The sequence below is a fragment of the Stenotrophomonas sp. YJH_SMC_43 genome, from assembly GCF_059372535.1.
Genome location: NZ_JCAFVQ010000003.1, coordinates 793,984 through 819,169 on the forward strand (window position 1 = coordinate 793,984; position 25,186 = coordinate 819,169).

A 25,186-nucleotide genomic window follows, 5' to 3' on the forward strand; every position below is an offset into this window, starting at 1 on the left:
CCCCCCCCCTAACCGGCCCATTCGCAACAAATGTCTGGAGGAAGCGGCGCCTCCTGGGACTTACCCGCGCCAAAGGCGATGGTCCTGCCATCCAGTCGCAACCCCGATGCTTCTCGTTCGGACTTCGGTCGTCAGGCCAGCCGAGAGGTGGGTATCGACACGTTCGCGCCAATCCCTGAAATCAGCGGTCGTCGCTTCCAGAAGTCTGCGAAGCAGGAGCAACAGAAAGAAGCAACGATTCGGTGCGTATGGCGCCTCGCGCTCAGACCATCCTGCCGACCGTGGACGAACTGCCGAAACACCGAGCTCCTTGTTCCATAACCTACTGTGGTGTGCAACGACGTTTCGCGCCACGCTGGTGACATGCAGCCAGTTTGCGAAGACTGGCGCGGCCAGCAGCATCTCACCCGCAACAGCCTTCTGTTCTCTGGAGTGCAGCGCTTTGTAGAAGCGAGAAAGCGAGCCGAGCGACATGACTTCTGTCGCCATCCAGATCGGTACTCTGGGGAATGCGGGTGAGGCGTACTTGTCCTTGTAGTGCCGAATAAACGCCTCCCTGGAGCGCGTCACTTCGCTTTCGACGCCGCCGAGCCAATCCGCATACTCCTGCCCGGTGAATGCCAGATTGCGCGGCTCCAAGTGGCCGAAGGCGCCATAGGCATGGGCAAAGTGGTACGTGAGCACGGTCCGCGTTGCGACCTCGATATGGCCAACGGCCTCCATTACCAGGTCTCGAAGGGCCCTATCGAATTCATAGAGACTGACCGCTTCTTCGAATGTCGCTTGAGCTCGGAAGCTGTCGCTACCGGGCACACGCTGTGTGTAGAGATAGCCCATGAGGCGGTAGTAGCCAACACGCTGCAGATAGCGTTTGGCATTGGCGGCGTCGCCGATGGCCAGCCCGCGCTGCTGGAGGAGATCCAACTGCTCCTGAATCGACAGGGGTGGTTTGCGGTAGTGAGTCATCCTGACTCCAATCAGCAGGCAAAAAAAACCCGCCAATTTGAGCATGTCGCGAACTAGCGCGTCAGAGGCTTGGCGGGTGTGTTGGGTGAATTTTAGCGCCCCTTTTGCTCACCTTCAAGTAAATGTGTGTAGTTCCGGTGAAATGTAAATGCCTGTACGAAAAGCACTTCATAGGGAATTTTCTTGGATTTCCGCAGTCTCGCGGGCGCAGATCCAGTGAGGTGAAAGGCCGGCCCGGGCGAGCGGCAACGGCCTATTCCCCGGCGTTGTTCCACGTCATACCGGTTGAGTTCCGACACTCGATCGCGAACACCGGCCGCTACGAAGCGCGCAGGCGCACTCCAACGGTCTGCAGGAATCCCCCTAGCCGCTTCACCGGCAATTCCCGATAGTCCCTGCAGAGCACCTGCCGCACCATCAAGCGTCTTTCTGCAGGAATCCACACATGAGCCTGGCGCTGGTCCACAGCCGTGCCCGCGCCGGGGTCGATGCCCCGCTGGTGCGGGTGGAAGTGCACCTCTCTGGCGGCCTGCCTGTCACCCAGATCGTTGGCCTCGCCGAGACCAGCGTGCGCGAATCACGCGAGCGCGTGCGTGCCGCCCTACTCTGCGCACGCTTCGACTTTCCGCAGCGGCGCATCACGTTGAACCTGGCGCCTGCCGACCTGCCCAAGGAAGGCGGCCGTTACGACCTCGCCATCGCGCTGGGCATTCTGGCGGCCAGTGGCCAGGTCGATCCGCAGTCGCTGCTTCAATACGAGTTTCTGGGTGAGCTTGGCCTGACCGGCGAACTGCGGCCGGTGGCAGGTGCGCTGCCGGCCGCGATCGCGGCCGCTGAAGCCGGGCGCATCCTGGTGGTGCCGCCAGGGAATGCCGCAGAGGCTGCGTTGGCCGAGCACGCGGATGTGCGTGTGGCGCGTACGCTGCTGGAATGCTGCGCCGGGCTGGGCAATCCGCGCCTGTTGCCACCCGTGGAGCGCGTGGACACGACACCGTTGCCACTGCCCGATCTGGCCGACGTGCGCGGGCAGGCGCATGCACGGCGCGCGTTGGAAGTGGCCGCTGCCGGTGGGCACCATCTGTTGTTGATCGGTAGTCCTGGCTGCGGCAAGACACTGTTGGCCTCGCGCCTGCCCAGCCTGTTGCCGGATACCGAAGAGACTGAGGCGCTGCAGCTTGCCGCGATTGCGTCGGTGAGTGGCGAAGGGCTGGACCCAAGACGTTGGCGGCAGCGGCCCTTTAGAGCGCCCCATCACAGCGCGAGCGCGGCGGCGCTGGTGGGTGGGGGCAACCCGCCCTGCCCCGGTGAAATATCACTGGCCCACCATGGAGTCCTCTTCCTTGATGAGCTCCCAGAATGGAACCGCAGCGCGCTGGAAACCCTGCGCGAGCCACTGGAATCCGGCCACATCCGCATCGCCCGCGCGGCGCGCAGCGTGCAGTACCCCGCGCGGTTCCAACTGGTGGCTGCGATGAATCCCTGCCCGTGCGGCTGGGCCGGTGACCGCAGCAACCGTTGCCTGTGCAGCGACGAGCGGATCAACCGCTACCGTGCGCGGGTGTCCGGTCCGTTGCTGGACCGCATCGATCTGCATATCGGCGTAACACGAATGGACGCGGTGGAGCTGCGGGAGAGCACGCCACTGGGTGAGCCCAGTGCTGCGGTACGTGCACGGGTGGAAGCCGCCCATGCCCGGCAGCAGGCACGTGGCGGGCTCAATGCACATCTGCCGCCGGCGGCGCTGCGGGCGTGCACGAAGCTGAGCGAGGCCGATCAGGATCTACTTGAGCAGGCGATTGAACGTCTGCAGCTTTCCGCACGGGCGATGCATCGAATCCTGCGGGTGGCGCGCACGATTGCCGATCTGGCTGGATGTGAGGACATCCAGACTGCGCATCTGGCTGAAGCGATCGGGTATCGACAGCTGGACCGTGGGAAGCCCTAGAAGCACCGTTCCAAGTGACTGTGGGTAGAGTCGACTGTTAGTCGACTCGCGCTCGCAGCACGGTCTCTTGGTGGGCCGACGCGAAGAGCAGTCGACTAACAGTCGACTCTACCAAGAGCGGGTCACGGCAGCGGGCAACCAAAGCGGGTCATGGCTGCCCGGCAACGCCAAGGTCGTCCCCGTGCATCAGGCGGCGGAATCCACCCGCCCTCGCTTCGCCAGCAACGCCACCCGACGGCTGACCAGCGCGTGCAGCTCCGCCAGCTCCGACGCCCGGTCAGCCGTCATGTTCCCGCCAAACAGCACCCGCGACAACGCCGCCTCGTCGCTGTCGTCCGGGTGCTGCCACCGGTCCCGGTACACCTTCTGGCACACCAGCCAGGCCTGCCGCAGCCCCCCACCGGGCAACGGACGGACCACGCGCTCGTAGACGTGCCAGAACTGGTACTCGGCCTGCAGGTCGATCACAGGCGTCACGGACGGCGCCTGCCGGGGCCGTCCCGGGCCCCGGATGTCGAACAACGGTGATCGCGGGTTGTACTGAGCCATGCCGACAGCATGACCCAGCAACATTGTGGGAACCTTGCGTCGCCGCCAGAAAATCCCTGTTGATTGCGCAAGGCGTGTTTCTGGCAGGGGTCAGCTATCCACGCATGGCGTGGATCTACTCAGAAGGTCATCGAGGTACTGAACATCAGCTGCCGTGGCGCGCTGCGCTGCAGGGTCTGGTAATCCCCCGAGAACGACGAGCCGGCGATGGTGGCGGTGCCGATGTTGTGGCGGTTGAACAGGTTGCTCACGTCCAGCCGCAGCTCCAGCCCCGGCACCGCGCTATCGGCACCGAAGCGGTAGGCGGCATAGGTGTTGACCTGCCAGAACGTGGGCACGCGGATGTCGTTCTCGTAGGTGAAGGGCTGGCGCAGGTACGAGGTGCTGGTGGCACCAAAACGCCAGTCACCGAAGTGCGCGGACAGGTCGCTGACCAGCGAGATCTGCGGGTAGCCCGGCTGGGCATTGCCCTTGATCGGGTACACCGTGTCGCCCACCACGAAATCGCTGTCGTAGTACGAACGGGCTACGGCCACGCCCTGATAGAACTGCAGGTGGTCGGTCAGGTCGGCGGTGATGCCGAGGTCGGCACCGATCACATGCATCTTCGGCATCAGCCGAACCGTGTTGATCTGCGCGAACTGGGTACCGATGGCTGCTGACAGCAGGCGGTTGCGGATGTCGTTGTAGAACACGTCGCCGGTGATCGTCAGCCGGTCGAAGCGATGCGACGCGCCTACGGTGAGGTTCCAGTTCTTCTCCGGGCGCAGCGTGCCGGCCACGCGGTCGAACTCTTCCTGGTCGGTGATGGTCCATGCGGAGGCGGTGTAGCCGATGTTGCCGCGCTGGGCCACGCGGTAGCCGTTCATGGTGTTGGCCAGGTCGATGAAGGCGTCGGTGGATTCGGTCGGGCTCCAGAACAGCGAGACATGTGGCAGGAAGTTGCTCTTCGCGCGCAGCGTACCATTCACCGGCCGGTCCTTGGCATCACCCAGGCCGCCACCGCGGGTGCGGAAGTCCACGGCCTTGAGGCCGACACCCAGCTTCAGCGTGTCGTTCAGCACGATGTCGTCCTGCAGGTAGAACTGGCGCGAGCGGGTCACCCAGCTCGATGCGTTGTCGGTCTTGAACGCGGGGCCGTACACGTCGAACGGGCCGGTGGCCTTCAGCGGCGGGCCCTCGCCCAGCAGTGGCTGCTGGTACCACTCGGTCTTGGCCGCGGCCTTGCTCTTCTCCTGCCAGAAACCGGCAGTGAAGGTGTGCGCGCCGGTCTCGAACTGCAGGTTGACCATGCCGCCCAGGCGGTTGAGGCGCGGCGTCTGTACCTGTTCGGAGAACGGTGCGCCGTTGGGCGACGGTACGGTCGGGTCGGTCAGCGTGGCCTGGGTGTGGCTGTTGGCGTTGTACAGCTGCACGTTGCCACTCAGCGCCGGGGTGATCTGGAAGCGATGGTTGATCGATGACACGCGGTCGCGGGTGGTCTGGCCGGTGTCGTACGGAATCAGTTCGGACAGCTCACCGCAGGTGTAGGCGCCGCAGGATTTGTCCGCGTTTTCCGGCGAAGCCACGTACCAGGCCCACGCATAATCCGGATAGAAGATGTCGGCCTTCCAGCCCAGCTTGCGGATCATGTCGAAGGAGATGTTGTTGTAGCCCCAGACCTTGGCCTTGCTGTCGGACAGGAACACGGTGAAGTCACCCCAGGCGACGTCCTGCTGCAGCTTCAGGTCGCCGCGCAGGAAGTTCTGCGTGCCCTCGCCCTGGTACTTGTCGGCGGACACGCGCTGCAGGTCGACCAGCACTTTTGGGCCATGCTCACCGAGCTGGCCGCTCTGCCCGGACACCGTGGTGACCAACGTGTTGTTGCTGCCCACGCCCTGCTTCACGCGCAGGCTGGGCGTGTCCTGCAGCTCGCGCAGGCGGTATTCCAGGCTGCCGCCGTTGACGCTGCTGGAGAACACGCTGACCGGTGCGCCGCCAGGGCTGACCGTGATCGTGCCGATACCATCGGGCACGCCCACATTCACCACGCTGGTGCCGGTGAGCGAGAGGAAGCCGTTGTCGTTCAGCGGCACGCCCTCGAAGGTGATGCCCATTTCATTCATGCGGAAGCCGCGCACGAACAGGCTGGTGGCCGAGATATCCAGGCCCAGCCCATCGGTGGCGGTGTAGCTGGCACCGGGCACCTGCTTCAGCATGGCCAGGCCGTTGTTGCCGGTGACCATCGCGTCGAGGTCTTCGGCCTTGATGATGTAGCGGTTGGGGCCGATCACCTGGGTCGGTGCCACGGCCGCACCGCGCGGTGTGGCGATGACCTGCAGGGCGTTGAGTGTAGTGGGCGTGTCGTGCGCGGCATCGTGCGTTTCCGCGGCGTACGCAGGTGCGGTGGTGGCCGCGATGATGGCCAGGGCGAGGCGCGTCGTGGGTGGGGTGTTCATGGGCAGATCCAGGATGTAGGGAGAGAGCGGCGCACGTGCACGGCCAGCGCGTTGCAGCACCGGTGTCGGCGCCCTGGCTGGCGATGCGATTGCGTTGGGGGTGACGGCGCAGTGCGCGCCGGTCAGTGGCAGAGGAAGACGATCCTCTGCCTCAGAATTCGATGGCGTGATTTCGACGTGCGAAATTCTTGCATCGCGCTGCCGCATTCGCCATTGCGCGGTGGTACAGCGCGAATGGCGATAGGGATGGGTGGGTTATACGTGGGTATAGCCCCGGCGTGGTCGGGGCCGACCTTGGTCGGCGCTTGCCGTCTGCGTGTGCCAACCAAGGTTGGCAGCTACCTGGACAGCTGACCGCGCGCTTACTGCAGGACAAAGCGCTCGATCGCCCGCGCCACACCTTCATCGGCATTGCTGGTGGTTTCAAACCGCGCCACCGCCTTCACTGCATCAATGGCGTTACCCATCGCCACGCTGGTACCGGCGTACTGCAGCATGGTCAGGTCGTTTTCCTGGTCACCGATGGCCATCACGTTGGCGCGATCGATGCCCAGGTGCTCGGCCAGCTTCTGCAGGCTCGGGCCCTTGCCGGCGCGGCGGTCGAACACTTCCAGGAAGAACGGCGCGCTCTTCAGCACCGCGAAGCGCTCGGTCAGTTCGCTGGGCAGGCGCGCGATGGCGGCATCCAGCACGTCGGGCGCGTCGATCATCATCAGCTTGATGAAGGACATCGACGGGTCCATGTCTTCCACGCGGCGGTAGGACAGCGGCATCCGCGAAAGATGCGAGTCGGCCACGGTGTAATAGCTGATGTCCTGGTTGGGCGTGTACATGCGCTGGCTGTCCAGCGCCTGGAAGTGCACGCCCACTTCGCGGGCCACCTGCTCGCAGAACAGGAAGTCGTCGAAGCTGAGCGGATACTCGACCACGGTTTCGCGCGTGCCGATGCGTTGCACCAGGCCGCCATTGCAGGCGATGCAGTAGTCGTCGTCGCCGGTGATGCCCAGCTCGTGCAGGAACGGTGCCAGGCCGGGAACCGGGCGGCCACTGGTCAGCACGATGTGCACCCCCAGCGCGCGCGCCTGCGCGATGGCCTGCTTGGCCCGGGCGGTGAGCGTGTGGCTGGGGTCCAGCAGGGTGCCATCCATGTCGATGGCGACCAGTTCGATGGTCGATTGCCTGCGGCCCATGTCCATTGCGTTCAACTCGTGCGGGGCACGCCAGTTTACCCCCTCATGCCCGGTTCACCTCTTTGCCCACGTTGGCCGGGATACTGCGGGAGCCTGTGCGTCCCCCACCGCAGGACGGCCCGCTGACCGCCCTTCCCTGGAGAACCTTGCGACGCATGACCTACCGTGCCCCCGAAACCAACGACAGTGCGCCTCTGGCCCAGCAGATCGAGCAGATGATCGACGAGCTGCCCGGCGAGCAGGTCAGCGTCGGCACCCTGCTCAGTGCGCTGGGCGATGAAGGCCTGCTGCTGATCGTGATCCTGCTCTCGGCCATCTTCATCATTCCGGTGTCGATTCCGGGGCTGAGCACCGTGTTCGGCGCCTCGATCCTGCTGATCGGCCTGAGCCGGGTGCGCAACCGCCCGCTGTGGGTGCCGCAGAAGCTGGCGCGCCGCGAGATCGCCACCGACAAGCTGAAGGCCAACCTGGGCCGTGCGCTGAAGTGGGTGCACCGCATGGAGCGGCTGTCGCGGCCGATGCGGCTGGCGGTGATGGTGCGCTCGAAGAAGATGATGCGCCTGAACAACCTGATGCTGGTGTTCGCGACCCTGCTGCTGATGGCGCCCGCCGGACCGATTCCTTTCAGCAACACGCTGCCGGCGCTGGCGCTGATGGCCTTTGCAATCGGCTTCATCCAGCGCGATGGCGCGGCGGTGGCGGCCGGTTACGGCTTCGTGGTGGCCACGGTGGTGTATTTCGGCGTGCTGCTGGGCGGCGTCGGGTTTGCTGCCGAGTCGGTGTTCAGCGGGTTCCGCAGCAGTACTGCGGAACTGTAGAGCCGAGCCCATGCTCGGCTTACGCGCGCACCGCGCGGGTTTCCGTGCACCGAACGAAGAGCAGCCGAGCATAGGCTCGGCTCTACAGAACTACTTGGCCGACACCCGCCACACCACGTCGCCCACGTCGTCGGCGACCAGCAGCGCGCCCTCTGCATCCATGGCCATCCCCACCGGCGCACCCATCAGCGTCTTCTCGTCCTTCGAGGCGAAGCCGCTGACCACGGTCTGTGGCCGCCCGGTCGGCTTGCCGTCCTTGAACGGTACGTAGACCACTTCGTAGCCACTTAGTGGCGAACGGTCCCAGCTGCCGTGTTCGCCGATGAAGGCACCGCCGTGGTACTGCGCCGGCAGTGCCTGGCCGGTGTAGAACAGCAGGCCCAGCGGCGCCACGTGCGAGCCGATGGCGTAGTCCGGCACGATCGCCTTGGCCACCAGGTCCGGCCGCTGCGGCTGCACGCGCTCGTCCACGTGCTGGCCGTAGTAACTGTAGGGCCAACCGTAGAAACCATCTTCTTTCACCGAGGTCAGGTAATCCGGCACCAGGTCGGCACCGATCTCATCGCGTTCGTTCGCAACAGCCCACAACTTTCCGGTGCTCGGCTCCCAGTCCAGGCCGGTCGGGTTGCGGATGCCCGAGGCGAAGATGCGGCTGCCACGGGTGGCCACGTCCACTTCCAGCACCACCGCGCGGCGGTATTCGACGGCCAGGCCATTCTCGGTGATGTTGCTGTTGGAACCCACGCCCACGTACAGCTTGCGGCCATCGCGGCTGGCCAGCAGTTCCTTGGTCCAGTGGTGGTTGATGGTGCTGGGCAGGTCGGTGAACTCGCGGCCCTTGTCGGGCATGCGGGTTTCGCCGGGCACGTAGTGGTACTGCATGATGTTGCCGGTGTTGGCCACGTACAGCGTGTCACCGATCAACTGGATGCCGAACGGCGAGTGCAGGCCCTCAATGTAGACGTGCTGGGTCCAGGTGTTCGTTCCCGGCGTGCGGCGCAGCAGGGTAACCCGGTTGCCGCCCTTGCCGGCCTTGCCCGAGCGCGCCTTCACCTTGCCGGCAATCCACTGCTTGGGCGTGGTGACCGGTTCTTCGCCGGGGCCGTTGCCTTCCACCACCAGCACATCGCCGTTGGGCAGGGTCAACAGCCGCCGCGGATGCAGCAGGTTGGCGGCGATGCGCTCGATCTTCAGGCCCTCTGCCACCGTGGGTGACTGGCCGTCGGCCCAGCCGACGCCCTTGGGCACCTGCATCGGCGGCATCAGGAAGTTCTTCGGTGCCGGCAACGGCGGCTGTGCGCCGGACTGGTCAGCGGGGTGGTATTCGGCCTTGCCCGCGCACGCCGACAGGGTGACGGCCAGTGCCAGCGCGGCCACGGTGGGCAGGATGTGCTTAACCATGACGACCTCCCTGCAGCACCGGCGGCTGCAGTGACAGCAGGATCAGGCCCAGTGCGATCAGGGCCACGGTCAGCGCCGACAGGATCGTGCCTGGCACCGCAACGGCATAGGCGTCGCGGCTGTGCACGAAGGCGTTCCAGATGGCCAGCACCACTGCGACCAGGTTGAGGAAGAAGTCGATGCGGTCGATGCGGGTGGCGGTACCGCTGCGGCGCCAGACCGCGAACAGGTTGATCAGGCGCGGAAGGATGGCGATCAGCAGGCCGAAGGTGATCAGCCAGGCAGCGGCCTTGCCCCACATCACCTCGGCGCTGTTGAGATAGATCGCGTCGAAGATCAATGCACCGACGAAGAAGCCGAAGGGTATCGGGTTCAACAGGCTGAACAGCGTGGTGCCGAGGCCGCGGTGGGCCTGGGCGAGCGGATTGACCATCATCGTGCTCCGACGCGGAAGGGTGCACGGGCTGTAGTAGCACAGCCGCGTGTGAAGCCACGCGATGACACCTGGTAGATCCACGCCCTGCGTGGATACAGGTGCCAATCAGGATTGGCGTCCGCCAGATGCGGGGCACGGCAGTCGTCATTACCCCGCGGCATAAGCGTTTGTGACGCAATCGGCACATCTGCAGATTGGGTGTGTGAAGAGGTAGGGGGTTGTTCGTTGTGTCGCGTTTGGCTCGTTGCGATGGGGCAGATCCGCCCCGCCGTCCTGCCATGCCGATTCACAACAGAAGGATTCGTGTATGAAGCGACACACGCAACGCTCCGCGCCACCGTGCTCCGCGCGCCTGGCCCTTGCCACTGCCCTGGTGCTGGGCAGCCTGGCCGTCACCGCCCAGGCCCAGCAGGCCGATCCGCTGGCCGGGCGTCAGTGGCATCTGCTCAACACCGGGCAGGCTGTACTGGGCGATACCCTGCCGGTGGCCGGCAACGATCTCAACGTGGATGGCCTGTTCCGCAATGGCATCCGTGGCCAAGGCGTCACCATCGCCATCGTCGATGACGGCCTGCAGATCGCCCACCCGGACCTGGCTGCCAACGTCGCGGCGGTCGCGGGCAAGAATTTCGCCAACCAGAGCAACAACCCTTCACCGTCCAATCCTGACCGCGACAATCACGGCACCATGGTCGGCGGCATCGCCGGTGCGGTGGGCTCCAACAACCTGGGCGTGCGCGGCGTGGCCTCGGCGGCCACACTCAAGGGCTTCAATTTCCTGGCATCCAATGCCCAGGGCAATTCGAATTCCAACATCGAGTACTCGTGGTGGGATGGCGCCGAAGTGGCCGACGTGGGGGTCTTCAACAACAGCTGGGGCTCCAGCCCGGGCAACCCCAACCTGCCGTTGGCCTACAGCCAGAACGACATCACCGCCTATGAGCAGGCCATGTCCGGCACCCGTGGCGGGCGCGGTGGCATCTACGTGAAAGCCGCCGGCAACAACCACAACAACGGCGCACGCTCGGATGGCACCGACATCTGCTCGGCAGACACCAAGAACCGCAACACGGGCTGCATTCCGGCCGGCCGCGATCCGCGCAACAACCTGTTCAACGTGATCACTGTTGCCGCCGTGCGCGCCGATGGCGTGCGCTCCTCGTACTCGTCCACCGGCTCGGCGCTGTGGGTGTCCGGCTTCGGTGGCGAGAACGGCTGGCAGCGGCAGGTCGTGCCGGGGCAGCTGGCGATCCGCTACGATCCGGCCATCCTCACCACCGACGTCACCGGCTGCGCGCAGGGCAGCAACAAGAATACGAGCCTGCGCAACACACTGGACGGCGACCAGTCCGCCATCGACAGCACCTGCAACTACACCGGCAAGATGAACGGTACCTCGGCGGCCACGCCGATGGTGTCGGGCGTGGCGGCATTGCTGCTGGAAACCAATCCAAACCTGTCCTACCGCGATGTGAAGTACATCCTGGCCACCACGGCCACCCGCAATGACCCGAACCGGGCGGCGGTCACGCACTCCGATGGCCGCGTGCTGGTGCCGGGTTGGACGGTGAATGCCGCCGGCCGCGCCTACAGCAACTGGTACGGCTTCGGCGTGGTCAACGCCGCCCGTGCAGTAGAGGTCGCCGAGAACTTCCAGTCGCTGGGTGCATTGGTGGACAGCGGCTGGCGCAACACGACGCGCACCGTAGCCATCGGCAATACCTCGGCCACTGCTGCTCGCCTGACCTTCCAGCTGGCCAATGGCGCGCGCAACATCGAAAGCGTGCAGCTCGGCTTCCGGGTCAATCACAGCAACACCCGCCAGCTGCAGTTCGTGCTGGTCTCGCCCAGTGGCACGCGCAGCGTGGTGCAGCCGGCATTCACCGCGATCGGCTCTGGCCTCAATGGTGTCCAGCGCAACTTCACCAACTGGGACCTGCTGTCCAGCAATGCCTTCCTGGATGAGAACGCCACGGGCACCTGGACGCTGGAAGTCACCGACCTGGGGCAGGCCGCGAACGCTGCATCGCGTGGCAACCTCGAATTCTTCAAGATCCGCGTTCTGGGGCACTGATGATGAAGACGACCATTCTGTTGAGCACCCTCGCCCTCGCGGCGATGACCACCACCGCCTGGGCACAGAGTTCGGGCCAGACACCTCCGGCGAAGACCTTGTCGACCGTAGACACGCAGCAGTTGAAGGCGGAGGCCACCGGCCGTTCGTTCAATGTGGGCGGCGCGCGCTTCCAGCTGGCGCCGTCGGCAACCGTGCAGCCGGCCAGCGGCGGCCAGTTCCGGATCACGACCGGGGCTGATGCCAGCGCGGCGGCCGTCGGTACCCGCAGCAAGCGGTCCACCGATGCGTCTACCGGTGTGGCCGCACGTGCAGATGCCGGCGCCAGCAAGTTTGCGGCCGCTGTCTCCAACGATGGCGCGCCGGTAGTGGCGACCTCGCGGGTCAAGGTGTTCTTCACCGATGCGGCCTCGGCCCAGCGTGCGGCCACCGCCACCGGCGGCACCGTGGTGAAGGTATCCAAGGCCTCGGGCCGCGCGATTGTGGAGTACCCGTCGGTGAACGCGGCGCTGGATGCGACCACCAAGCTGCTGTCGACCGCCGGCATCAAGGCCGCCGAGCCGGACGTGGTGCAGTGGGAAGAAACCAAGTAAGGCGTTGAGTGGTGCCCCCGGCCGGTTGGCTCTCCTGGCCGGCCGGGGGATGGGTGGGGGGGGATGTGCCGACCAACGGTCGGCACCCACCAACAGCAGATCCAGACGTGCCAACCAAGGTTGGCAGCCACCAGCGTCAGCGGGCGGCGAGTGTGTCGCTGTGTTTGCGGCTGCAGCTGGCCAGTGCGTCGTTGCCGGCGGCTGGATGAGCGGGCTCCAGCAGCAGGCGCTGCACGTCGGAGAACAGCTTGTCCACCGGCATGCCATAGGGCGCGAACAGGCGCAGGCGGCCCTGGCGGTCGAACACGTAGCCACCGGCGATGTGGCTCATGGTGTAGGTCTCCGGCACCTGGCCGGGTTCCTTCTCGTAGAACGCCTTGAAGTCGCTGGCCATCGCGGCCAACTGCGCTTCGTTGCCAACCAGTGCGATCGCCTTGGGGTCGAAGGCTTCCACATAGGTGCGCGCCACCTCCGGCGTATCACGCGCCGGGTCGACGCTGACGAACACCACCTGCAGCTGGTCGGCATCCTTGCCCATCAGGTGCTTGACCTGGCTCAGCTCGACCATGGTGATCGGGCACACATCCGGGCAGCTGGTGAAACCGAAGAACAGATAGGTCACCTGCCCCTGCAGGTCCTTCGGGCCACGCACGGTTCCGTGGCTATCGGGCATCGACCACTGCTGGCCAAGTTCTTCGCAGGCGATGTCCTTGGAGTAGAAGTCCATGCGCGACTGCGCACTGCAGCCAGCCAGCAGGCCGATGGCCAGGCCTGCCAGCAGCGGCAGGCGGAAACGGGGAGAGAACAACGAACGGACAACAGCAGCAGGACGCTTCACGGGTACCACCAACGCAGATGCGGGCGGGGTCTCGGTCAGGCCTGCCCTTGGGGGAAAAGAGGGCTGAGGTGCCGGGGTGATCGCGCGATCCGTGCCGATCACCCCGGCCACGGTCAGTTGATCATCATGTGGTAGTGCATGCTCCAGATGATCCAGACCGACAACGCGACGACGATGAACAGGATCACCAGGGTGAACACGAAGCTGGCCAGGTTCCAGCCACCTTCGGACTTGCGGTCCATGTGCAGGAAATAGACCAGCTGCACCAGGATCTGCGCCACTGCGAAGCCGACCAGCAGGAACAATGTGAGCGGCCGCGACAGCACCGGATTCATCACCAGTGCGAACGGCACCACGGTCAGCAGCGCGCACAGCACGAAGCCGATCAGGTAGGACTTGGTGGAGCCGTGCGCATTGCCAGCGCGCGAAGTTTCGACGTGGGCCATGTCAGAAGGCTCCGATCAGGTAGACGAAGGTGAAGACGCAGATCCACACCAGGTCCAGGAAGTGCCAGAACAGGCTCAGGCACGACACGCGGGTGATGTTGGTCGGGGTCAGGCCACGGCGGTAGACCTGATGCATGACCACCGCCATCCAGATCAGGCCGCTGGCCACGTGCAGGCCGTGGGTGGCGACCAGCGCGAAGAACGCCGACAGGTAGGCACTGGTGCTGGGGCCCGCGCCTTCGTGGATCAGGTGCGAGAACTCGTAGATTTCCATGCCGATGAACGAGGCACCGAGCACGAAGGTCACGCCCAGCCAGCGCAACACCGCCGAGGTGTCGTGGCGATGCATCGCCAGCACGGCCTGACCGTAGGTGATGCTGGAGACCAGCAGCAGGAAGGTCTCGGCCATCACGAACGGCAGCGAGAACAGCTCCTTGCCGGTGGGGCCGCCGGCGTAGGCGGTGCTGAGCACCGCGTACGAGGCGAACAGCGAACCGAACAGCACCAGGTCGGACATGAGGTAGACCCACATGCCGAACACCTTCATGCCGCCCTGCTCGTGGCTGTGGTCGTGTTCGTGGTGGTCCTCGTGTGCCTGCGTGCCGGTGGCCAGCTCGGGGCGGGTCAACAGGTTCATGCGCGTACCTCCTTCAGCTTGGCAAGGTTGGCCGCTTCAGTGCGCGCCACCTCTTCGGAACTGACGTAGTAGTCCACGTCCTCGTCGTAGGACCGCACGATCAGGGTGACGATCATCGCGATGAAGCTGGCCGCGGCCATCCACCAGATGTGCCAGACCAGGGCGAAGCACAGCACCAGGATCCAGATGTTGAGGATCAGCGGCACGCCGGTGTTCTTCGGCATGTGGATCGGCGCGTACGTCTTCGGCGGCGGCGGCAGGCCGCGCTTCTTCGCTTCGTGGAAGGCGTCCAGCTCATCGGCCTTGGGCACCACCGCGAAGTTGTAGAACGGCGGCGGCGACGGCGTGGCCCATTCCAGCGTGCGCGCATTCCACGGGTCGCCGGTCAGGTCCAGGTTGCGCTTGCGGTCGCGAACGCTCACGTAGATCTGCACCAGCATCAGGATGATGCCCGCGAACACGAACAGCGCGCCGATGAAGGCGGCGATCAGGTACGGCGTCCACGCCGGGTTGTCGTACTGGTTCATGCGACGGGTCATGCCCATGAAGCCCAGCATGTACAGCGGCATGAAGGCCAGGTAGAAGCCGATCACCCAGCAGGCGAACGACCACTTGCCCAGGCGCTCGTTGAGGGTGAAGCCGAACACCTTCGGGAACCAGTAGGCGAAGCCGGCCAGGTAGCCGAACAGCGCGCCGCCGATGATGGTGTTATGGAAGTGCGCGACCAGGAACAGGCTGTTGTGCAGCAGGAAGTCCGCGCCCGGGATGGCCAGCAGCACGCCGGTCATGCCACCGATGGTGAAGGTGACCAGGAAGGCGATGGTCCACAGCATCGGCACGCTGAACTCGACGCGGCCGCCATACATGGTGAACAGCCAGGTGAAGATCTTCACCCCGGTGGGGATGGCGATGATCATCGTCATGATGCCGAAGAAGGCATTGACGCTGGCACCGGAGCCCATGGTGAAGAAGTGGTGCAGCCAGACGATGAACGACAGGATGCCGATCGCCAGCGTGGCGCCCACCATCGACTTGTAACCGAACAGCTTCTTGCGCGCGAACGTGGCCGTGACTTCAGAGAAGATGCCGAACGCCGGCAGCACCAGGATGTACACCTCCGGATGGCCCCAGGCCCACACCAGGTTCACGTACATCATCGGGTTGCCACCCAATGTGTTGGTGTAGAAGTTGAAGTCCAGGTAGCGATCCAGGGTGAGCGCGCCCAGCGCCACGGTCAGGATCGGGAAGGCGGCGATGATGATCACGCTGGTGACCAGCACGGTCCAGGTGAACACCGGCATCTTCATCAGGGTCATGCCCGGCGCACGCATGCGCAGGATGGTGATGAACAGGTTGACGCCGGTCAGCAACGTACCGATGCCGGACGCCTGCAGGGCCCAGATGTAGTAGTCGACACCTACGCCTGGACTGAACTCGATGCCCGACAGCGGCGGATAGGCCACCCAGCCGGTCATGGCGAATTCGCCAACGCCCAGCGAGATCATCATCAGCGCTGCGCCGACCACGAAGATCCAGAAGCTGAAGGCGTTGAGGAACGGGAACGCCATGTCGCGCGCACCAATCTGCAGCGGCACGATGATGTTCATCAGGCCGACCACGAACGGGGTGGCTACGAAGAAGATCATGATCACGCCGTGCGCGGTGAAGATCTGGTCGTAGTGCTCCGGTGGCAGGAAGCCGTCACTGCCCGGCCCGGCCGCGGCCAGCTGCGCGCGCATCATCAGTGCATCGGCGAAGCCGCGCACCAGCATGACCAGCGCCACCACCACGTACATGATGCCGATCTTCTTGTGGTCCACGGTGGTGAACCAGTCACGCCACAGCGGGCCCCACAGCTTGAAGTACGTCACCGCACCGAGCAGCGCGAGGCCACCCAGCACCATGGCCGCCAAGGTGACCACGACGATCGGCTCGTGCAGCGGCACGGCCTCCCACGTCAATTTACCCAACATGTTCGTTACTCCTGGGAAACCTGGGCACCGCCGGCAGCGCCCGCCGGGGTAGCAGCAGCGGTGTTCTCACCGACGCCGATGAACTGGTCGATGACCTTCTTGAACAGCAGCGGTTCAACACTGGAGAAGTGCTGCACCGGTGCGTTCTTCGACGGCGCGGCCAGCGCCTTGAAATGCGTGAAGCTGAGCGCGTCGGGCGCGCTGCGCACTTCGGCCACCCAGCGCTCGAAGTCTTCGTTGCTGCTGGCAGTGGCGATGAACTTCATGTTCGAGAAGCCATGCCCGCTGTAGTTGCCGGACATGCCACGGAACTGGCCGGGTTCGTTGGCGATCAGGTGCAGCTGCGTGCGCATGCCGGCCATCGCGTAGATCTGCCCACCCAGCTGCGGGATGAAGAAGGTATTCATCGTCGAATTGGAGGTGATGTTGAATGCCAGCGGACGATTGGCCGGGAAGTTGAGCTGGTTGACCGTGGCGATGCCCAGGTCCGGGTACACGAACACCCACTTCCAGTCGGTGGCGATCACGTCCACGTGCAGCGGTTCGCCAGCCACGTCCAGCGGCTTGTAGGGGTCCAGCTCGTGGGTCGACTTCCACACGATCACCGCCAGCACCGCGATGATGATCAGCGGCACGCCCCAGACCACGATCTCCACCTTGGTGGAGTGCGACCAGTCCGGCGTGTATTTCGCTTTGGTGTTGCCGGCGCGGTAGCGCCACGCGAACACGAAGGTCAGCACGATGGCCGGTATCACCACGATCAGCATCAGGCCGATGCAGATCAGGATCAGGTCGCGCTGGGCGAGCCCGACCATGCCCTTCGAATCCAGCAGCACCCAGTCACAGCCCGACAGGCCGACGCAGGCCAGGGCGACCAGCGCCAGGCGGATGCGGTTCCAGCAGATATTCATTGGAGGTCAACCCTGTTGAAGAAGCGCGCTTGACCGGCTCGCCTGCGCGCAGCGCCCGGGCGTGGAGCGGCTACACTGTGGGTACGAGGTCGCCTACAAGCAGGCGAACCACTCCAATCAAGCCCATACAAGATACATCATTGTATGGACTTTTGCATCTGCACGTATGGAAAAATCTGACCGATGACGCCACCTGCCGCCGGCCGCCGCCTGAAACATCCCAATCGCACCTGGGTCCGCCCCTTCCGCGAGGGCGCCGGCCCGCTGTACCTGCAGATTGCCCAGCAGGTGCGCGAGGCGGTGGATGACGGCGTGCTGCGCCCGGGCGACCGCCTGCCGCCGCAGCGCGACCTGGCCCAGCAGGTGGGCGTGGACCTGACCACGGTCACCCGCGCCTTTGCCGAACTGCGCCAGGCCGGCCTGCTCGACGCGCAGGGCGCGGGCGGCACCTTCATCGCGCTGTCGGCCGGCAACCGCAGCACCTCGGTCGACCTGAGCATGAACATCCCGCCGCTGCTGGGCAGCGCGCCGTTCGCGCAGGGCATGGAGGCCGGCTTCCAGCACGTGGGCCAGCAGCTGGGCCAGGGCGAACTGATGAGCTACCACGTCGGCGCCGGCACCCGCGAGGACCGCGCCGCCGCCGTACAGTGGCTGGCACCGATGCTGGGTACGGTCGGCGCCGACCAGGTAGTGATCTGCCCCGGCGCGCAGACCGCGCTGTGCGCGCTGATCCTGGCCCGTACCCAGCCAGGCGAGCTGATCGCCGCCGAACAGCTGACCTACCCGGGCCTGCTGGCCGCCGCGCGCGTGCTGCAGCGGGGCGTGATGCCGGTGGCGATGGACGCCGAGGGCATGCTGCCCGACGCCTTGGAAGAAGCCTGCCAGCTACGCCGCCCGCGCCTGCTGTACCTGGTGCCGACCATCCAGAACCCGACCACCGCGACAATGTCGGCACACCGCCGGCAGGCCCTGCTGGCGGTGGCGAAGCGCCACGATCTGACCGTGATCGAAGACGATCCCTACTGGTTGCTGGCCGGTGACGCCGCGCCGCCGCTGGCCGCCCATCGCGACGCCGGCTGCCCGGTCTACTACATCTCCACCCTGTCCAAGTGCCTGGCGCCCGGCCTGCGCACCGCCTACCTGGTGGTGCCGGCCGGCGAACCGATGGAACCGGTGCTGGACGCCCTGCGCGCGATCGCGCTGATGCCGACCCAGTCGATGGTGGCGGTAGCCTCGCAGTGGATCCGCAGCGGCCAGGCCCAGGACATGGTGCAGCGCTTCCAGCAGGAGCTGCGCGAGCGCCAGGCGATTGCCGCGCAATACCTTCCGTCCCGTGCCCAGGCGCATCCGGCCGGCCTGCATGTGTGGCTGCCGCTACCGCCACGGCTGGACCAGTACCGGCTGATCCAGGCGGCACAGGAGCAGGGCCTGGGCATCGCCAGCTCCGATGCCTTCAGCGTGGAAGAGCCGCCGCCGGGCAACGCCATCCGCCTGTCACTGGGCGGCGCGGTTGACCAGGGTGCGCTGGCCGGGGCGCTGGCCAAGCTGAACGAGATCCTGTCTGAGGCCCCCGAGGCACGGCATAACGCCATCGTCTGAACCGGGTGCATGGCACGACATCCATACAAGATGATATTTTGTATGCAATGTATGGATGAAGGGACGTGCATCGATGCGCGCCGAGAAACTGAAGTTCCACCTGGTGATGGCCGGGTGCGGTGGCTTTGTAGTGCTGATGCTGGCCGCGCTGGCCTGGGTCTGCCTGCAGCCGCAGACCGTGGACGTGCAGGCCGCCGAGCGCCACGCCATCGAGCAGTGCGTGCAGCGCAGCGAGGATCCGTCGCGTAGCGAGATCCAGCGCCGCGCCCAGGCCGATTCCTGCCGCGAGATGCGCAAGCAGTACGTGCACAAGTTCGGCCGGGAAGACTCCTGATGGGCGCAGCCGCGCCGCGCCGCCGCTGGCTGCTGCCGACGATGATCGCCCTCGCCTGCCTGTTCATGGCAGGCGTGGCGGCTGCACTGTGGCAGTACTTCGGCTACAGCGCGCAATCCACGTTCACCGAACAGGCCATCGTCTTCGACGACTCGCAACTGCGCCTGCCAGCCGATCTGGCCGGAGATACCGGCCGCATCCGCGTGGTGCATTTCTGGGACCCGGCCTGCGGGGTGTGCAACCGCGAGACCGGTGCCCACCTGAGCTACCTGATCAGCATGTACCGCCGCGCCGGCATCGACTTCTACGCGATCCGTCGCCCTGGCACGCAGGGCGAACTGCCCGAGCCGCTGCGCAACAAGGTGATCAACCTGCCGTCCATCGACGGCATCGAGCACATCCCGGCCAGCCCTGCCGTGGCGATCTGGGACCGGCACGGCCATCTGGCCTACGCCGGCCCGTACAGCATCGGCATGGTCTGCAACTCGGCCAACAGTTTCGTCGAACCGCTGCTGGACAAGCTGGTACGTGGTGAGACCGTACGCCCGAAAGGACTGCTTGCCGTGGGCTGCTACTGCCCCTGGCAGGCCAAGCGCTGAGGACGCGCAATGACATCACTGACGCTGGCCGACGTGGCCGCCGCAAACAACAACGGCGGTCACCTGTCCGAACCGACCGATGGTTATGGACAGGCTCCCGCCGTTGGAAGCAACGATACGCCCCGACATGCTCCGTACATGCCGCGACCGGATGTCGCAGCCCGCGAATGGGTGCAGGACGTGCTCGCGCACAACGGGCCGATCTACCTGCGCATCGTCAATTCGCTGGAACGCACGGTGCGTCGTGGCGGCCTCGCACCCGGACAGCGCCTGCCCTCGCAGCGCGCGTTGGCGCAGCAGCTCGGCGTCGACCTGACCACGGTCACCCGCGCCTTCGATGAAGCACGCAAGCGCGGCCTGATCGAAGCGCGCGGGCCACAAGGCAGTTTCATCGCACCGCCCAAGGCCGGCTTCGACCAGGCGGTGGACCTGAGCATGAACGTGCCGCCGGTGCCTGATGCCGACGCGCTGGCGGAGACGCTGCGTCGCGGCGCCGCCGCCGTGCTTGCGCGCAGCAACGCACCGAACCTGATGACCTATCACTTGGGGGGCGGCAACCCCACTGATCGCCATGCCGCGGCGCGCTGGCTGCAGCCGATGCTGGGCGTCGTGGCTGACAACTGCCTGCTGCTGACCGAAGGCGCACAGGTGGCGCTGGCCGCGATCCTGGTCAGCCAGGGCCGCGATGGCGATACGATCCTCTGCGATGCGCTGGTCTACCCGGGCCTGCTGCAGGCCGCCGCCGCACTGGGTCGGCGGCTGCTGCCGGTGGACGGCGACGAGCACGGCATGTGTCCTGAAGCGCTGCTGCGGCAGGCACGTAGTAGCGGAGCACGGCTGGTCTATCTCAACCCCACCTGCCAGAACCCGACCGCGCTGACGCTGCCCTTGCAGCGGCGCGAGGCGCTGGCGCGGGTGCTGGAGAGCGAAGGCCTGCTGGCGATCGAGGATGATCCGTACTGGCACCTTGCCGAAGATGCACCTACACCGCTGGCGGCACTGGCACCGCGTCATGTGTTCTACGTGGCGACGCTGTCCAAGGTGATCAGCCCCGGCCTGCGCACCGCGTTCGTGCGCTGCCCGAGCGCGGCGCATGCCGAGGCGATGACGGCGGCGTTGCGGGCGACGCGACTGATGGGGCATCCGCTGGTCTCGGCGTTGGCCAGCCAACTGCTGCTGGATGGTTCGGCCCAGTCGCTGCTGGCCCAGGTGCGCACCGAGGCACGCGAGCGCACGCGCATGGCGCGCTACCTGCTGGCACCGTCGCTGCTGCAGCGCGCGGAAGGCCTGCATGCGTGGTGCCGGATACCGGCGCCGTGGACCGACGCCACGCTGGTGCGTACCGCACAGCTACAGGGGCTGGCGATTGCGCCGTCATCGGCGTTCTGCCCGCCGGGGGTCTCGCACCAGTACGGCGTGCGGTTGTCGCTGGGGCTGGCCGCAGACCGACGGCAGCTGGAAAGTGCGCTGCGGCGGATTGACCGGTTGTTGTTGTCGGATGCGTTGCCGGCGATCGAGCGGTAGCCCCCCACCCGATCGGTAGTGCCGGCCGCTGGCCGGCGGAAGATTCCCCGGCACGGTTGGAATGTGCCAACCAAGGTTGGCACCTTCCAAAGCAGGGTCAGGCCAGGGCGGAGAGCGCCTGCACCAGCGCATCCATCTGCTGCGGCCGGGTGAACACCGACGGCGTCACCCGCACGCAGGCGCCGGAGTCCAACCCGTCGCGATGCGTGGTGAACACGCGATGCTCGTCCAGCAGGCGCTTCTGCAGCGCCATGTTGTCTGCCACGCTGGTGCGCCCACGCAAACGGAAGCTGGCCAATGCGCTGGCCAGCGCCGGATCCGGCGAAGACAGCACTTCAATATGCGCCATCTGCCGTGCCGGCAGCGTCCAGCGCTCGCGCAGGTAGCGCAGGCGCGCCTGCTTGTTGGCCACGCCGATGCGCTGGTGCAGCGCGATCGCTTCAGGCAGTGCCAGGTAGGCGGCGAAGTTGACCGTGCCGGTGTGTACGCGGCTGCCCACGCGGCCGTCGTCGGTCTCGCCCATGTACGGGTCGAGGTCCGCAACGCGGCCCCTGCGCACGTACATCGCGCCGACGCCGACCGGCGCACCGATCCATTTGTGCAGGTTGATGCCAACGAAATCGGCCTTCAGCTGTGGCACCGCGTAGTCGATCTGGCCAAAACCGTGCGCCGCATCGACGATCACGTCGATACCGCGTGCGCGTGCACGCTCGGTAATCTCGGCCACCGGCAGCACCAGCCCGTGGCGATGGCTGACCTGGGTCAGCAGCACCAGTTTCAGGCGTGGCAGCCGCGCGAACGCGGCCTCGTAGGCCTGCAGGATCTGCGCGTGGTCGGGCACCGCCGGCAGCCCGATGCGCTCGACTCGCACGCCACGGCGCTGCTGCAGCCAGCGCATCGCGCCGATCATGCTGTCGTAGTCGATGTCGGCATACAGCACCTGGTCGCCGGGCTGCAGGCGGTTGTAGCCGCCAATCAACGCCAGCATCGCCTCGGTGGCGCCCCGAGTCAGTGCGATCTCATCCGCACCCACATCCAGCAGCTCGGCCACCTGCCGCTGTACTGCCAGGTACTGCGCCGGGAATTCACGGCGGCCGTACCAGGCGTTGCCACGGTTCACTTCAGCGGTGTGGCGCTGGTAACTGGCCAGCGTCTCAAGCCCCATCGCGCCCCAGTAGCCGTTCTCCAGATGGTTCACTTCGTCGGTGATGTCGAAGTGGCTGGCCACGGCGGTCCAGTAGTTTTCATCGCGGGCCAGCACGTCCGGCGCCACGGTCGTTGCGGGAATCTGCATGGGTGCAGCGTAACGCGCGGCAGCCGTGGCGGGCAGTGAAGACAGTGCAGCTGCAGCCGGCAGCAGGGTACCTGCACGCAGCAGGGAACGGCGGGCCGGGTCCATCAGAAGCTCAGCCGGTACTGCGCGTACAGATTGGCACCGTCGGTGTCGTACGGCGCGTTGCGCGAGTAGACCAGGCCGCGGCTGGCCTGGAACGTGGCCTCATCCGGGTAGCGGTCGAACACGTTGTCGGCACCCACGCGCAGGCTGTGATGCTCGTTGATGCGATACCCCACAGCCAGGTCAAGGAAGCTCATCGCCCCGAAGCGCTGGTAGATGTCGCCGACCGCGTTGCCGCTGGAGTCGGTCCAGGCACCGTAGTAGCGCATGCGCGCCATCAGCGACCAGGCGCCGATGTCCCAGCTGCCGGTCAGGCTGCCCTTGTGCTCGGGCAGGCGGTCTTCGAACAGCACGCGCTGGGTTTCGTTGGTCGCCACCGAGGTGCTGCCGTTGTCCACGCGGGTGCGGTTGTAGTTGTAGGCCAGGGTCAGCGTCATGCGGCCTGCACCGAGGTCGCGCAGGTAATTGCCGACCACGTCCACGCCGGTGGTGGTGGTATCGAAGTCGTTGGTGAAGTAGTTCACCGAGGTATAGCCCAGCGGATTGGGCGTACCGGCCGGAATGGCGAAGCTGGCCGACTGGCTGAAGCGGTCGGTGAGCCTGATCTGGTAGACATCCACCGAACCGGACAGGCCCAGGTCGGTGCGCCAGGTCAGGCCCAGCGAGGCGGTGCGCGATTCTTCGGGCTTCAGCGGCATGGCACCGAGCAGCTGCGCCAGTGGATCGTTCGGCGACAGGCGGCCACTGGTGAAGATCTGCAGGGTGCGCGTGTCCAGGCCCTGGGTGGTACTGGTGGTGTTGAGCTGCGCCGGCGTCGGTGCACGGAAGCCGGTGGACACGGTACCGCGCAGGGCTACGTCCGGCGTGATCGCGAAGCGCGCCGACAGCTTGCCGTCCAGCGTGCTGCCGAAGCTGGAGAAGTCCTCGTAGCGGCTGGCCGCACCGATGCTCCAGCGCTCGCCCAGCGGCACTTCCATATCCACGTAGGCGGCCTTGCTGCGCTGGCTCCACTGCCCGGCCTGGCTGGCGGAGAAGCCCGGCGCGCCGTTGGAATTGGCTTCCAGCCCCGCCGCCGCGCCCGGGCCCACCGCGTACGAGGCCGGATCACCGGCACGCACCTGATAGGTTTCCTGGCGGAACTCGGCACCGAAGGCGACGTTGATCGGCTTCGACAGCGCAGCCACGTCCCATTCGTAGTTGAAGTCCGCATTGGCGTTCTTCTCGGTCTGGGTCAGCCGGCCGAGGTCGAAGGAGGTCGGGCTGTCCGGGCCAAGCGATGCGTTGATCGAGTTGTCCAGGCTGTAGTCGATTGCGTTGCGGCCATACGAGGCGCTCAGGTCCCAGCGCAGCTTGGGGGTGATCTCACCGCGCAGGCCAGCGACCAGCTGCAGGTCGTTCTGCGTGTTGCCGTACTGCGGGCTGAAGCCTACCGGATACAGCGAGCGCAGGTTCCAGCCCGGGAAGATGCTGGTCGTACGGTACGCGCCAGTGGTGGTATCCGGGTTGCGCCAATTGAAATCGCTGACGCCATCGCTGTGGCTGTACAGGCCGAAGGCATACAGCTCCAGGGTGTCGCTGGCATTGGCCTTCAGGTTGAAGCCCACGCGGCGGCTTTCCAGCTCCGGCTGGCCCCAGCGCTGCACCGGATTGGGCACATCCAGCTCGGGGTGCGCGGCCTGGAAGGCGATGGCGTCGGGACGCTGGCGGGTGCGCGAGGTGGCGTCGGAGTTGGACGATTCGGCGAACAGGGCCAGGCTGCCGTAGTCCCCCAACGCCCAGCCGGTGCGCGCACTGAAGTCGCGCGAGGCACCGTCGCCCTGCGCGTACTGCGAATAGCCGGCGGTGATCTCGGTGCCCGGACCATCTTCGAGGATGATGTTGATGACACCGGCGATGGCATCCGAGCCGTACTGTGCCGATGCGCCGTCGCGCAGCACTTCGATGCGCTTGATTGCACTGGTCGGAATCTGCGCCAGGTCGGCGGCCTGCGCGCCACGGTTGCCGAGCAGCGCGCTGCGGTGGAAGCGACGACCGTTGACCAGCACCAGGGTCTGGTCCGGCGACAGGCCACGCAGGGTGGCCGGACGCACGAACACCTGCCCGTCGGCCATCGGCAGGCGCTGCACCACGAACGACGGCACCAGCTGCGCCAGCACGTCCTTCAGGTCGGTGGATTCAACGGACCTGATGTCTTCCTTGGTGAACACGTCTACCGGCGCCAGCGTTTCGAACTGGGTGCGGTTGGACGCGCGGGTGCCGGTGACCAGCATCGCGTCGAGCTGGGTGGGCGCGGCACGGCTACCGCCTGCGGCGTCGATCGCATCGGCCTCCGCTGCGATCGCGCCTCCTGCGCTGGCCATGGAAAGGGCAAGGAGGATGGAGCGCGAGAGCTTCGAACGATGCACAGCAGGACTCCGGGAGGACGCGACAGGGCCAGCACCTGTGCGGACACAACAGGCCTGGACAAGGCGCGCAGTCTCGGCCCGATGTGTGAAGGAGGCATGACGTCAGTACGACAG

At 65.9% G+C, this 25,186-nt stretch carries 21 protein-coding genes; 8 read left to right on the top strand and 13 right to left on the bottom strand.

Going from position 1 to position 25,186, the window contains the following annotated elements:
* Positions 1 to 60: 60 nt before the first annotated feature.
* A complete protein-coding gene (locus AC5QAH_RS15850; RefSeq protein ID WP_495232445.1) occupies positions 61 to 966 on the bottom strand; it encodes an Abi family protein in 906 nt (301 codons plus the stop codon).
* Positions 967 to 1,411: 445 nt separating this feature from the next.
* Here AC5QAH_RS15850 and AC5QAH_RS15855 point away from each other — a divergent pair, with 445 nt between their 5' ends.
* A complete protein-coding gene (locus AC5QAH_RS15855; protein WP_049453993.1) occupies positions 1,412 to 2,911 on the top strand; it encodes a YifB family Mg chelatase-like AAA ATPase in 1,500 nt (499 codons plus the stop codon).
* 186 nt (positions 2,912 to 3,097) lie between these two features.
* On the opposite strand, the gene AC5QAH_RS15860 is transcribed toward AC5QAH_RS15855, so the two are convergent.
* From AC5QAH_RS15860 to yidA, 3 genes are all read right to left on the bottom strand, one after another.
* Positions 3,098 to 3,484, bottom strand: a complete 387-nt coding sequence (locus AC5QAH_RS15860) for a hypothetical protein (RefSeq protein WP_049453994.1) — start codon at positions 3,482 to 3,484, stop codon at positions 3,098 to 3,100.
* 95 nt (positions 3,485 to 3,579) lie between these two features.
* The gene (locus tag AC5QAH_RS15865; RefSeq protein ID WP_495232446.1) at positions 3,580 to 5,898 is read right to left on the bottom strand and encodes a TonB-dependent receptor; all 2,319 of its coding nucleotides are present in this window, start codon (positions 5,896 to 5,898) and stop codon (positions 3,580 to 3,582) included.
* A gap of 362 nt (positions 5,899 to 6,260) precedes the next feature.
* Complete coding sequence (yidA, locus tag AC5QAH_RS15870) at positions 6,261 to 7,094, bottom strand: sugar-phosphatase (protein ID WP_049453999.1); 834 nt, start codon at positions 7,092 to 7,094, stop codon at positions 6,261 to 6,263.
* 149 nt (positions 7,095 to 7,243) lie between these two features.
* Between yidA and AC5QAH_RS15875 the strand changes: the two genes are divergently transcribed.
* Positions 7,244 to 7,906, top strand: a complete 663-nt coding sequence (locus AC5QAH_RS15875) for an exopolysaccharide biosynthesis protein (protein WP_126560868.1) — start codon at positions 7,244 to 7,246, stop codon at positions 7,904 to 7,906.
* Between the two features lie 90 nt (positions 7,907 to 7,996).
* Here the strand turns inward: AC5QAH_RS15875 and AC5QAH_RS15880 are convergent, their stop codons facing one another.
* Together AC5QAH_RS15880 and AC5QAH_RS15885 are read right to left on the bottom strand one after the other, a co-directional pair.
* A complete protein-coding gene (locus AC5QAH_RS15880) occupies positions 7,997 to 9,307 on the bottom strand; it encodes a PQQ-dependent sugar dehydrogenase (RefSeq protein WP_495232447.1) in 1,311 nt (436 codons plus the stop codon).
* Positions 9,300 to 9,740 carry a DUF2231 domain-containing protein gene (locus tag AC5QAH_RS15885; protein ID WP_043401242.1) on the bottom strand — a complete coding sequence of 147 codons (441 nt, stop codon included), beginning with the start codon at positions 9,738 to 9,740 and terminating at the stop codon, positions 9,300 to 9,302. The genes AC5QAH_RS15880 and AC5QAH_RS15885 overlap by 8 nt, the downstream gene beginning before the upstream one ends.
* A gap of 310 nt (positions 9,741 to 10,050) precedes the next feature.
* On the opposite strand from AC5QAH_RS15885, the gene AC5QAH_RS15890 reads away from it, so the two are divergent.
* Both AC5QAH_RS15890 and AC5QAH_RS15895 read left to right on the top strand, forming a co-directional pair.
* The gene (locus AC5QAH_RS15890; protein WP_159360678.1) at positions 10,051 to 11,817 is read left to right on the top strand and encodes a S8 family serine peptidase; all 1,767 of its coding nucleotides are present in this window, start codon (positions 10,051 to 10,053) and stop codon (positions 11,815 to 11,817) included.
* Entirely contained in the window at positions 11,817 to 12,410 is a 594-nt protein-coding gene (locus tag AC5QAH_RS15895) for a S8 family serine peptidase (RefSeq protein WP_043401240.1), read from the top strand. Before AC5QAH_RS15890 ends, AC5QAH_RS15895 begins: the two co-directional genes overlap by 1 nt.
* A gap of 136 nt (positions 12,411 to 12,546) precedes the next feature.
* On the opposite strand, the gene AC5QAH_RS15900 is transcribed toward AC5QAH_RS15895, so the two are convergent.
* From AC5QAH_RS15900 to cyoA, 5 genes are all read right to left on the bottom strand, one after another.
* The gene (locus tag AC5QAH_RS15900) at positions 12,547 to 13,218 is read right to left on the bottom strand and encodes an SCO family protein (protein WP_159360826.1); all 672 of its coding nucleotides are present in this window, start codon (positions 13,216 to 13,218) and stop codon (positions 12,547 to 12,549) included.
* A 143-nt stretch (positions 13,219 to 13,361) separates the two neighbouring features.
* The gene (cyoD, locus tag AC5QAH_RS15905) at positions 13,362 to 13,694 is read right to left on the bottom strand and encodes a cytochrome o ubiquinol oxidase subunit IV (RefSeq protein ID WP_006399830.1); all 333 of its coding nucleotides are present in this window, start codon (positions 13,692 to 13,694) and stop codon (positions 13,362 to 13,364) included.
* 1 nt (position 13,695) lies between these two features.
* Complete coding sequence (cyoC, locus tag AC5QAH_RS15910) at positions 13,696 to 14,331, bottom strand: cytochrome o ubiquinol oxidase subunit III (RefSeq protein WP_010482111.1); 636 nt, start codon at positions 14,329 to 14,331, stop codon at positions 13,696 to 13,698.
* Positions 14,328 to 16,304 (bottom strand): cytochrome o ubiquinol oxidase subunit I, encoded by a 1,977-nt coding sequence (gene cyoB / locus AC5QAH_RS15915; RefSeq protein WP_010482112.1) that lies wholly within the window; start codon positions 16,302 to 16,304, stop codon positions 14,328 to 14,330. Before cyoB ends, cyoC begins: the two co-directional genes overlap by 4 nt.
* 5 nt (positions 16,305 to 16,309) lie before the next feature.
* Positions 16,310 to 17,215 carry a ubiquinol oxidase subunit II gene (gene cyoA / locus AC5QAH_RS15920; protein ID WP_049454007.1) on the bottom strand — a complete coding sequence of 302 codons (906 nt, stop codon included), beginning with the start codon at positions 17,213 to 17,215 and terminating at the stop codon, positions 16,310 to 16,312.
* A gap of 183 nt (positions 17,216 to 17,398) precedes the next feature.
* On the opposite strand from cyoA, the gene AC5QAH_RS15925 reads away from it, so the two are divergent.
* The 4 genes from AC5QAH_RS15925 to AC5QAH_RS15940 are packed head-to-tail and all read left to right on the top strand — an operon-like array spanning position 17,399 to position 21,271.
* Complete coding sequence (locus tag AC5QAH_RS15925; protein ID WP_049454009.1) at positions 17,399 to 18,814, top strand: aminotransferase-like domain-containing protein; 1,416 nt, start codon at positions 17,399 to 17,401, stop codon at positions 18,812 to 18,814.
* Positions 18,815 to 18,869: 55 nt separating this feature from the next.
* Positions 18,870 to 19,148 (top strand): hypothetical protein, encoded by a 279-nt coding sequence (locus AC5QAH_RS15930; protein ID WP_005414763.1) that lies wholly within the window; start codon positions 18,870 to 18,872, stop codon positions 19,146 to 19,148.
* Positions 19,148 to 19,747 carry a DUF6436 domain-containing protein gene (locus AC5QAH_RS15935; RefSeq protein ID WP_049454011.1) on the top strand — a complete coding sequence of 200 codons (600 nt, stop codon included), beginning with the start codon at positions 19,148 to 19,150 and terminating at the stop codon, positions 19,745 to 19,747. Before AC5QAH_RS15930 ends, AC5QAH_RS15935 begins: the two co-directional genes overlap by 1 nt.
* Before the next feature lie 9 nt (positions 19,748 to 19,756).
* Positions 19,757 to 21,271, top strand: coding sequence for an aminotransferase-like domain-containing protein (locus AC5QAH_RS15940; protein ID WP_049454013.1), 1,515 nt, complete (start codon positions 19,757 to 19,759; stop codon positions 21,269 to 21,271).
* Positions 21,272 to 21,368: 97 nt separating this feature from the next.
* On the opposite strand, the gene AC5QAH_RS15945 is transcribed toward AC5QAH_RS15940, so the two are convergent.
* Together AC5QAH_RS15945 and AC5QAH_RS15950 are read right to left on the bottom strand one after the other, a co-directional pair.
* Complete coding sequence (locus tag AC5QAH_RS15945; protein ID WP_495232448.1) at positions 21,369 to 22,670, bottom strand: aminotransferase class V-fold PLP-dependent enzyme; 1,302 nt, start codon at positions 22,668 to 22,670, stop codon at positions 21,369 to 21,371.
* On the bottom strand, positions 22,670 to 25,072 hold the full coding sequence (locus AC5QAH_RS15950; RefSeq protein ID WP_495232449.1) for a TonB-dependent receptor plug domain-containing protein: 2,403 nt from the start codon (positions 25,070 to 25,072) through the stop codon (positions 22,670 to 22,672). Before AC5QAH_RS15950 ends, AC5QAH_RS15945 begins: the two co-directional genes overlap by 1 nt.
* Positions 25,073 to 25,186 lie beyond the last annotated feature (114 nt).

What these genes read in the sequence shown, in the direction of transcription:
- cyoC (WP_010482111.1), bottom strand. Translation starts at nt 14,331, where the DNA reads ATGAACCTGTTGACCCGCCCCGAGCTGGCCACCGGCACGCAGGCACAC.
- AC5QAH_RS15850 (WP_495232445.1), bottom strand. Translation starts at nt 966, where the DNA reads ATGACTCACTACCGCAAACCACCCCTGTCGATTCAGGAGCAGTTGGAT.
- AC5QAH_RS15935 (WP_049454011.1), top strand. Translation starts at nt 19,148, where the DNA reads ATGGGCGCAGCCGCGCCGCGCCGCCGCTGGCTGCTGCCGACGATGATC.
- AC5QAH_RS15885 (WP_043401242.1), bottom strand. Translation starts at nt 9,740, where the DNA reads ATGGTCAATCCGCTCGCCCAGGCCCACCGCGGCCTCGGCACCACGCTG.
- yidA (WP_049453999.1), bottom strand. Translation starts at nt 7,094, where the DNA reads ATGGACATGGGCCGCAGGCAATCGACCATCGAACTGGTCGCCATCGAC.
- AC5QAH_RS15875 (WP_126560868.1), top strand. Translation starts at nt 7,244, where the DNA reads ATGACCTACCGTGCCCCCGAAACCAACGACAGTGCGCCTCTGGCCCAG.
- AC5QAH_RS15925 (WP_049454009.1), top strand. Translation starts at nt 17,399, where the DNA reads ATGACGCCACCTGCCGCCGGCCGCCGCCTGAAACATCCCAATCGCACC.
- cyoB (WP_010482112.1), bottom strand. Translation starts at nt 16,304, where the DNA reads ATGTTGGGTAAATTGACGTGGGAGGCCGTGCCGCTGCACGAGCCGATC.
- AC5QAH_RS15890 (WP_159360678.1), top strand. Translation starts at nt 10,051, where the DNA reads ATGAAGCGACACACGCAACGCTCCGCGCCACCGTGCTCCGCGCGCCTG.
- cyoA (WP_049454007.1), bottom strand. Translation starts at nt 17,215, where the DNA reads ATGAATATCTGCTGGAACCGCATCCGCCTGGCGCTGGTCGCCCTGGCC.
- AC5QAH_RS15860 (WP_049453994.1), bottom strand. Translation starts at nt 3,484, where the DNA reads ATGTTGCTGGGTCATGCTGTCGGCATGGCTCAGTACAACCCGCGATCA.
- AC5QAH_RS15930 (WP_005414763.1), top strand. Translation starts at nt 18,870, where the DNA reads ATGAAGGGACGTGCATCGATGCGCGCCGAGAAACTGAAGTTCCACCTG.
- AC5QAH_RS15880 (WP_495232447.1), bottom strand. Translation starts at nt 9,307, where the DNA reads ATGGTTAAGCACATCCTGCCCACCGTGGCCGCGCTGGCACTGGCCGTC.
- AC5QAH_RS15855 (WP_049453993.1), top strand. Translation starts at nt 1,412, where the DNA reads ATGAGCCTGGCGCTGGTCCACAGCCGTGCCCGCGCCGGGGTCGATGCC.
- AC5QAH_RS15945 (WP_495232448.1), bottom strand. Translation starts at nt 22,670, where the DNA reads ATGGACCCGGCCCGCCGTTCCCTGCTGCGTGCAGGTACCCTGCTGCCG.
- cyoD (WP_006399830.1), bottom strand. Translation starts at nt 13,694, where the DNA reads ATGGCCCACGTCGAAACTTCGCGCGCTGGCAATGCGCACGGCTCCACC.
- AC5QAH_RS15895 (WP_043401240.1), top strand. Translation starts at nt 11,817, where the DNA reads ATGATGAAGACGACCATTCTGTTGAGCACCCTCGCCCTCGCGGCGATG.
- AC5QAH_RS15940 (WP_049454013.1), top strand. Translation starts at nt 19,757, where the DNA reads ATGACATCACTGACGCTGGCCGACGTGGCCGCCGCAAACAACAACGGC.
- AC5QAH_RS15865 (WP_495232446.1), bottom strand. Translation starts at nt 5,898, where the DNA reads ATGAACACCCCACCCACGACGCGCCTCGCCCTGGCCATCATCGCGGCC.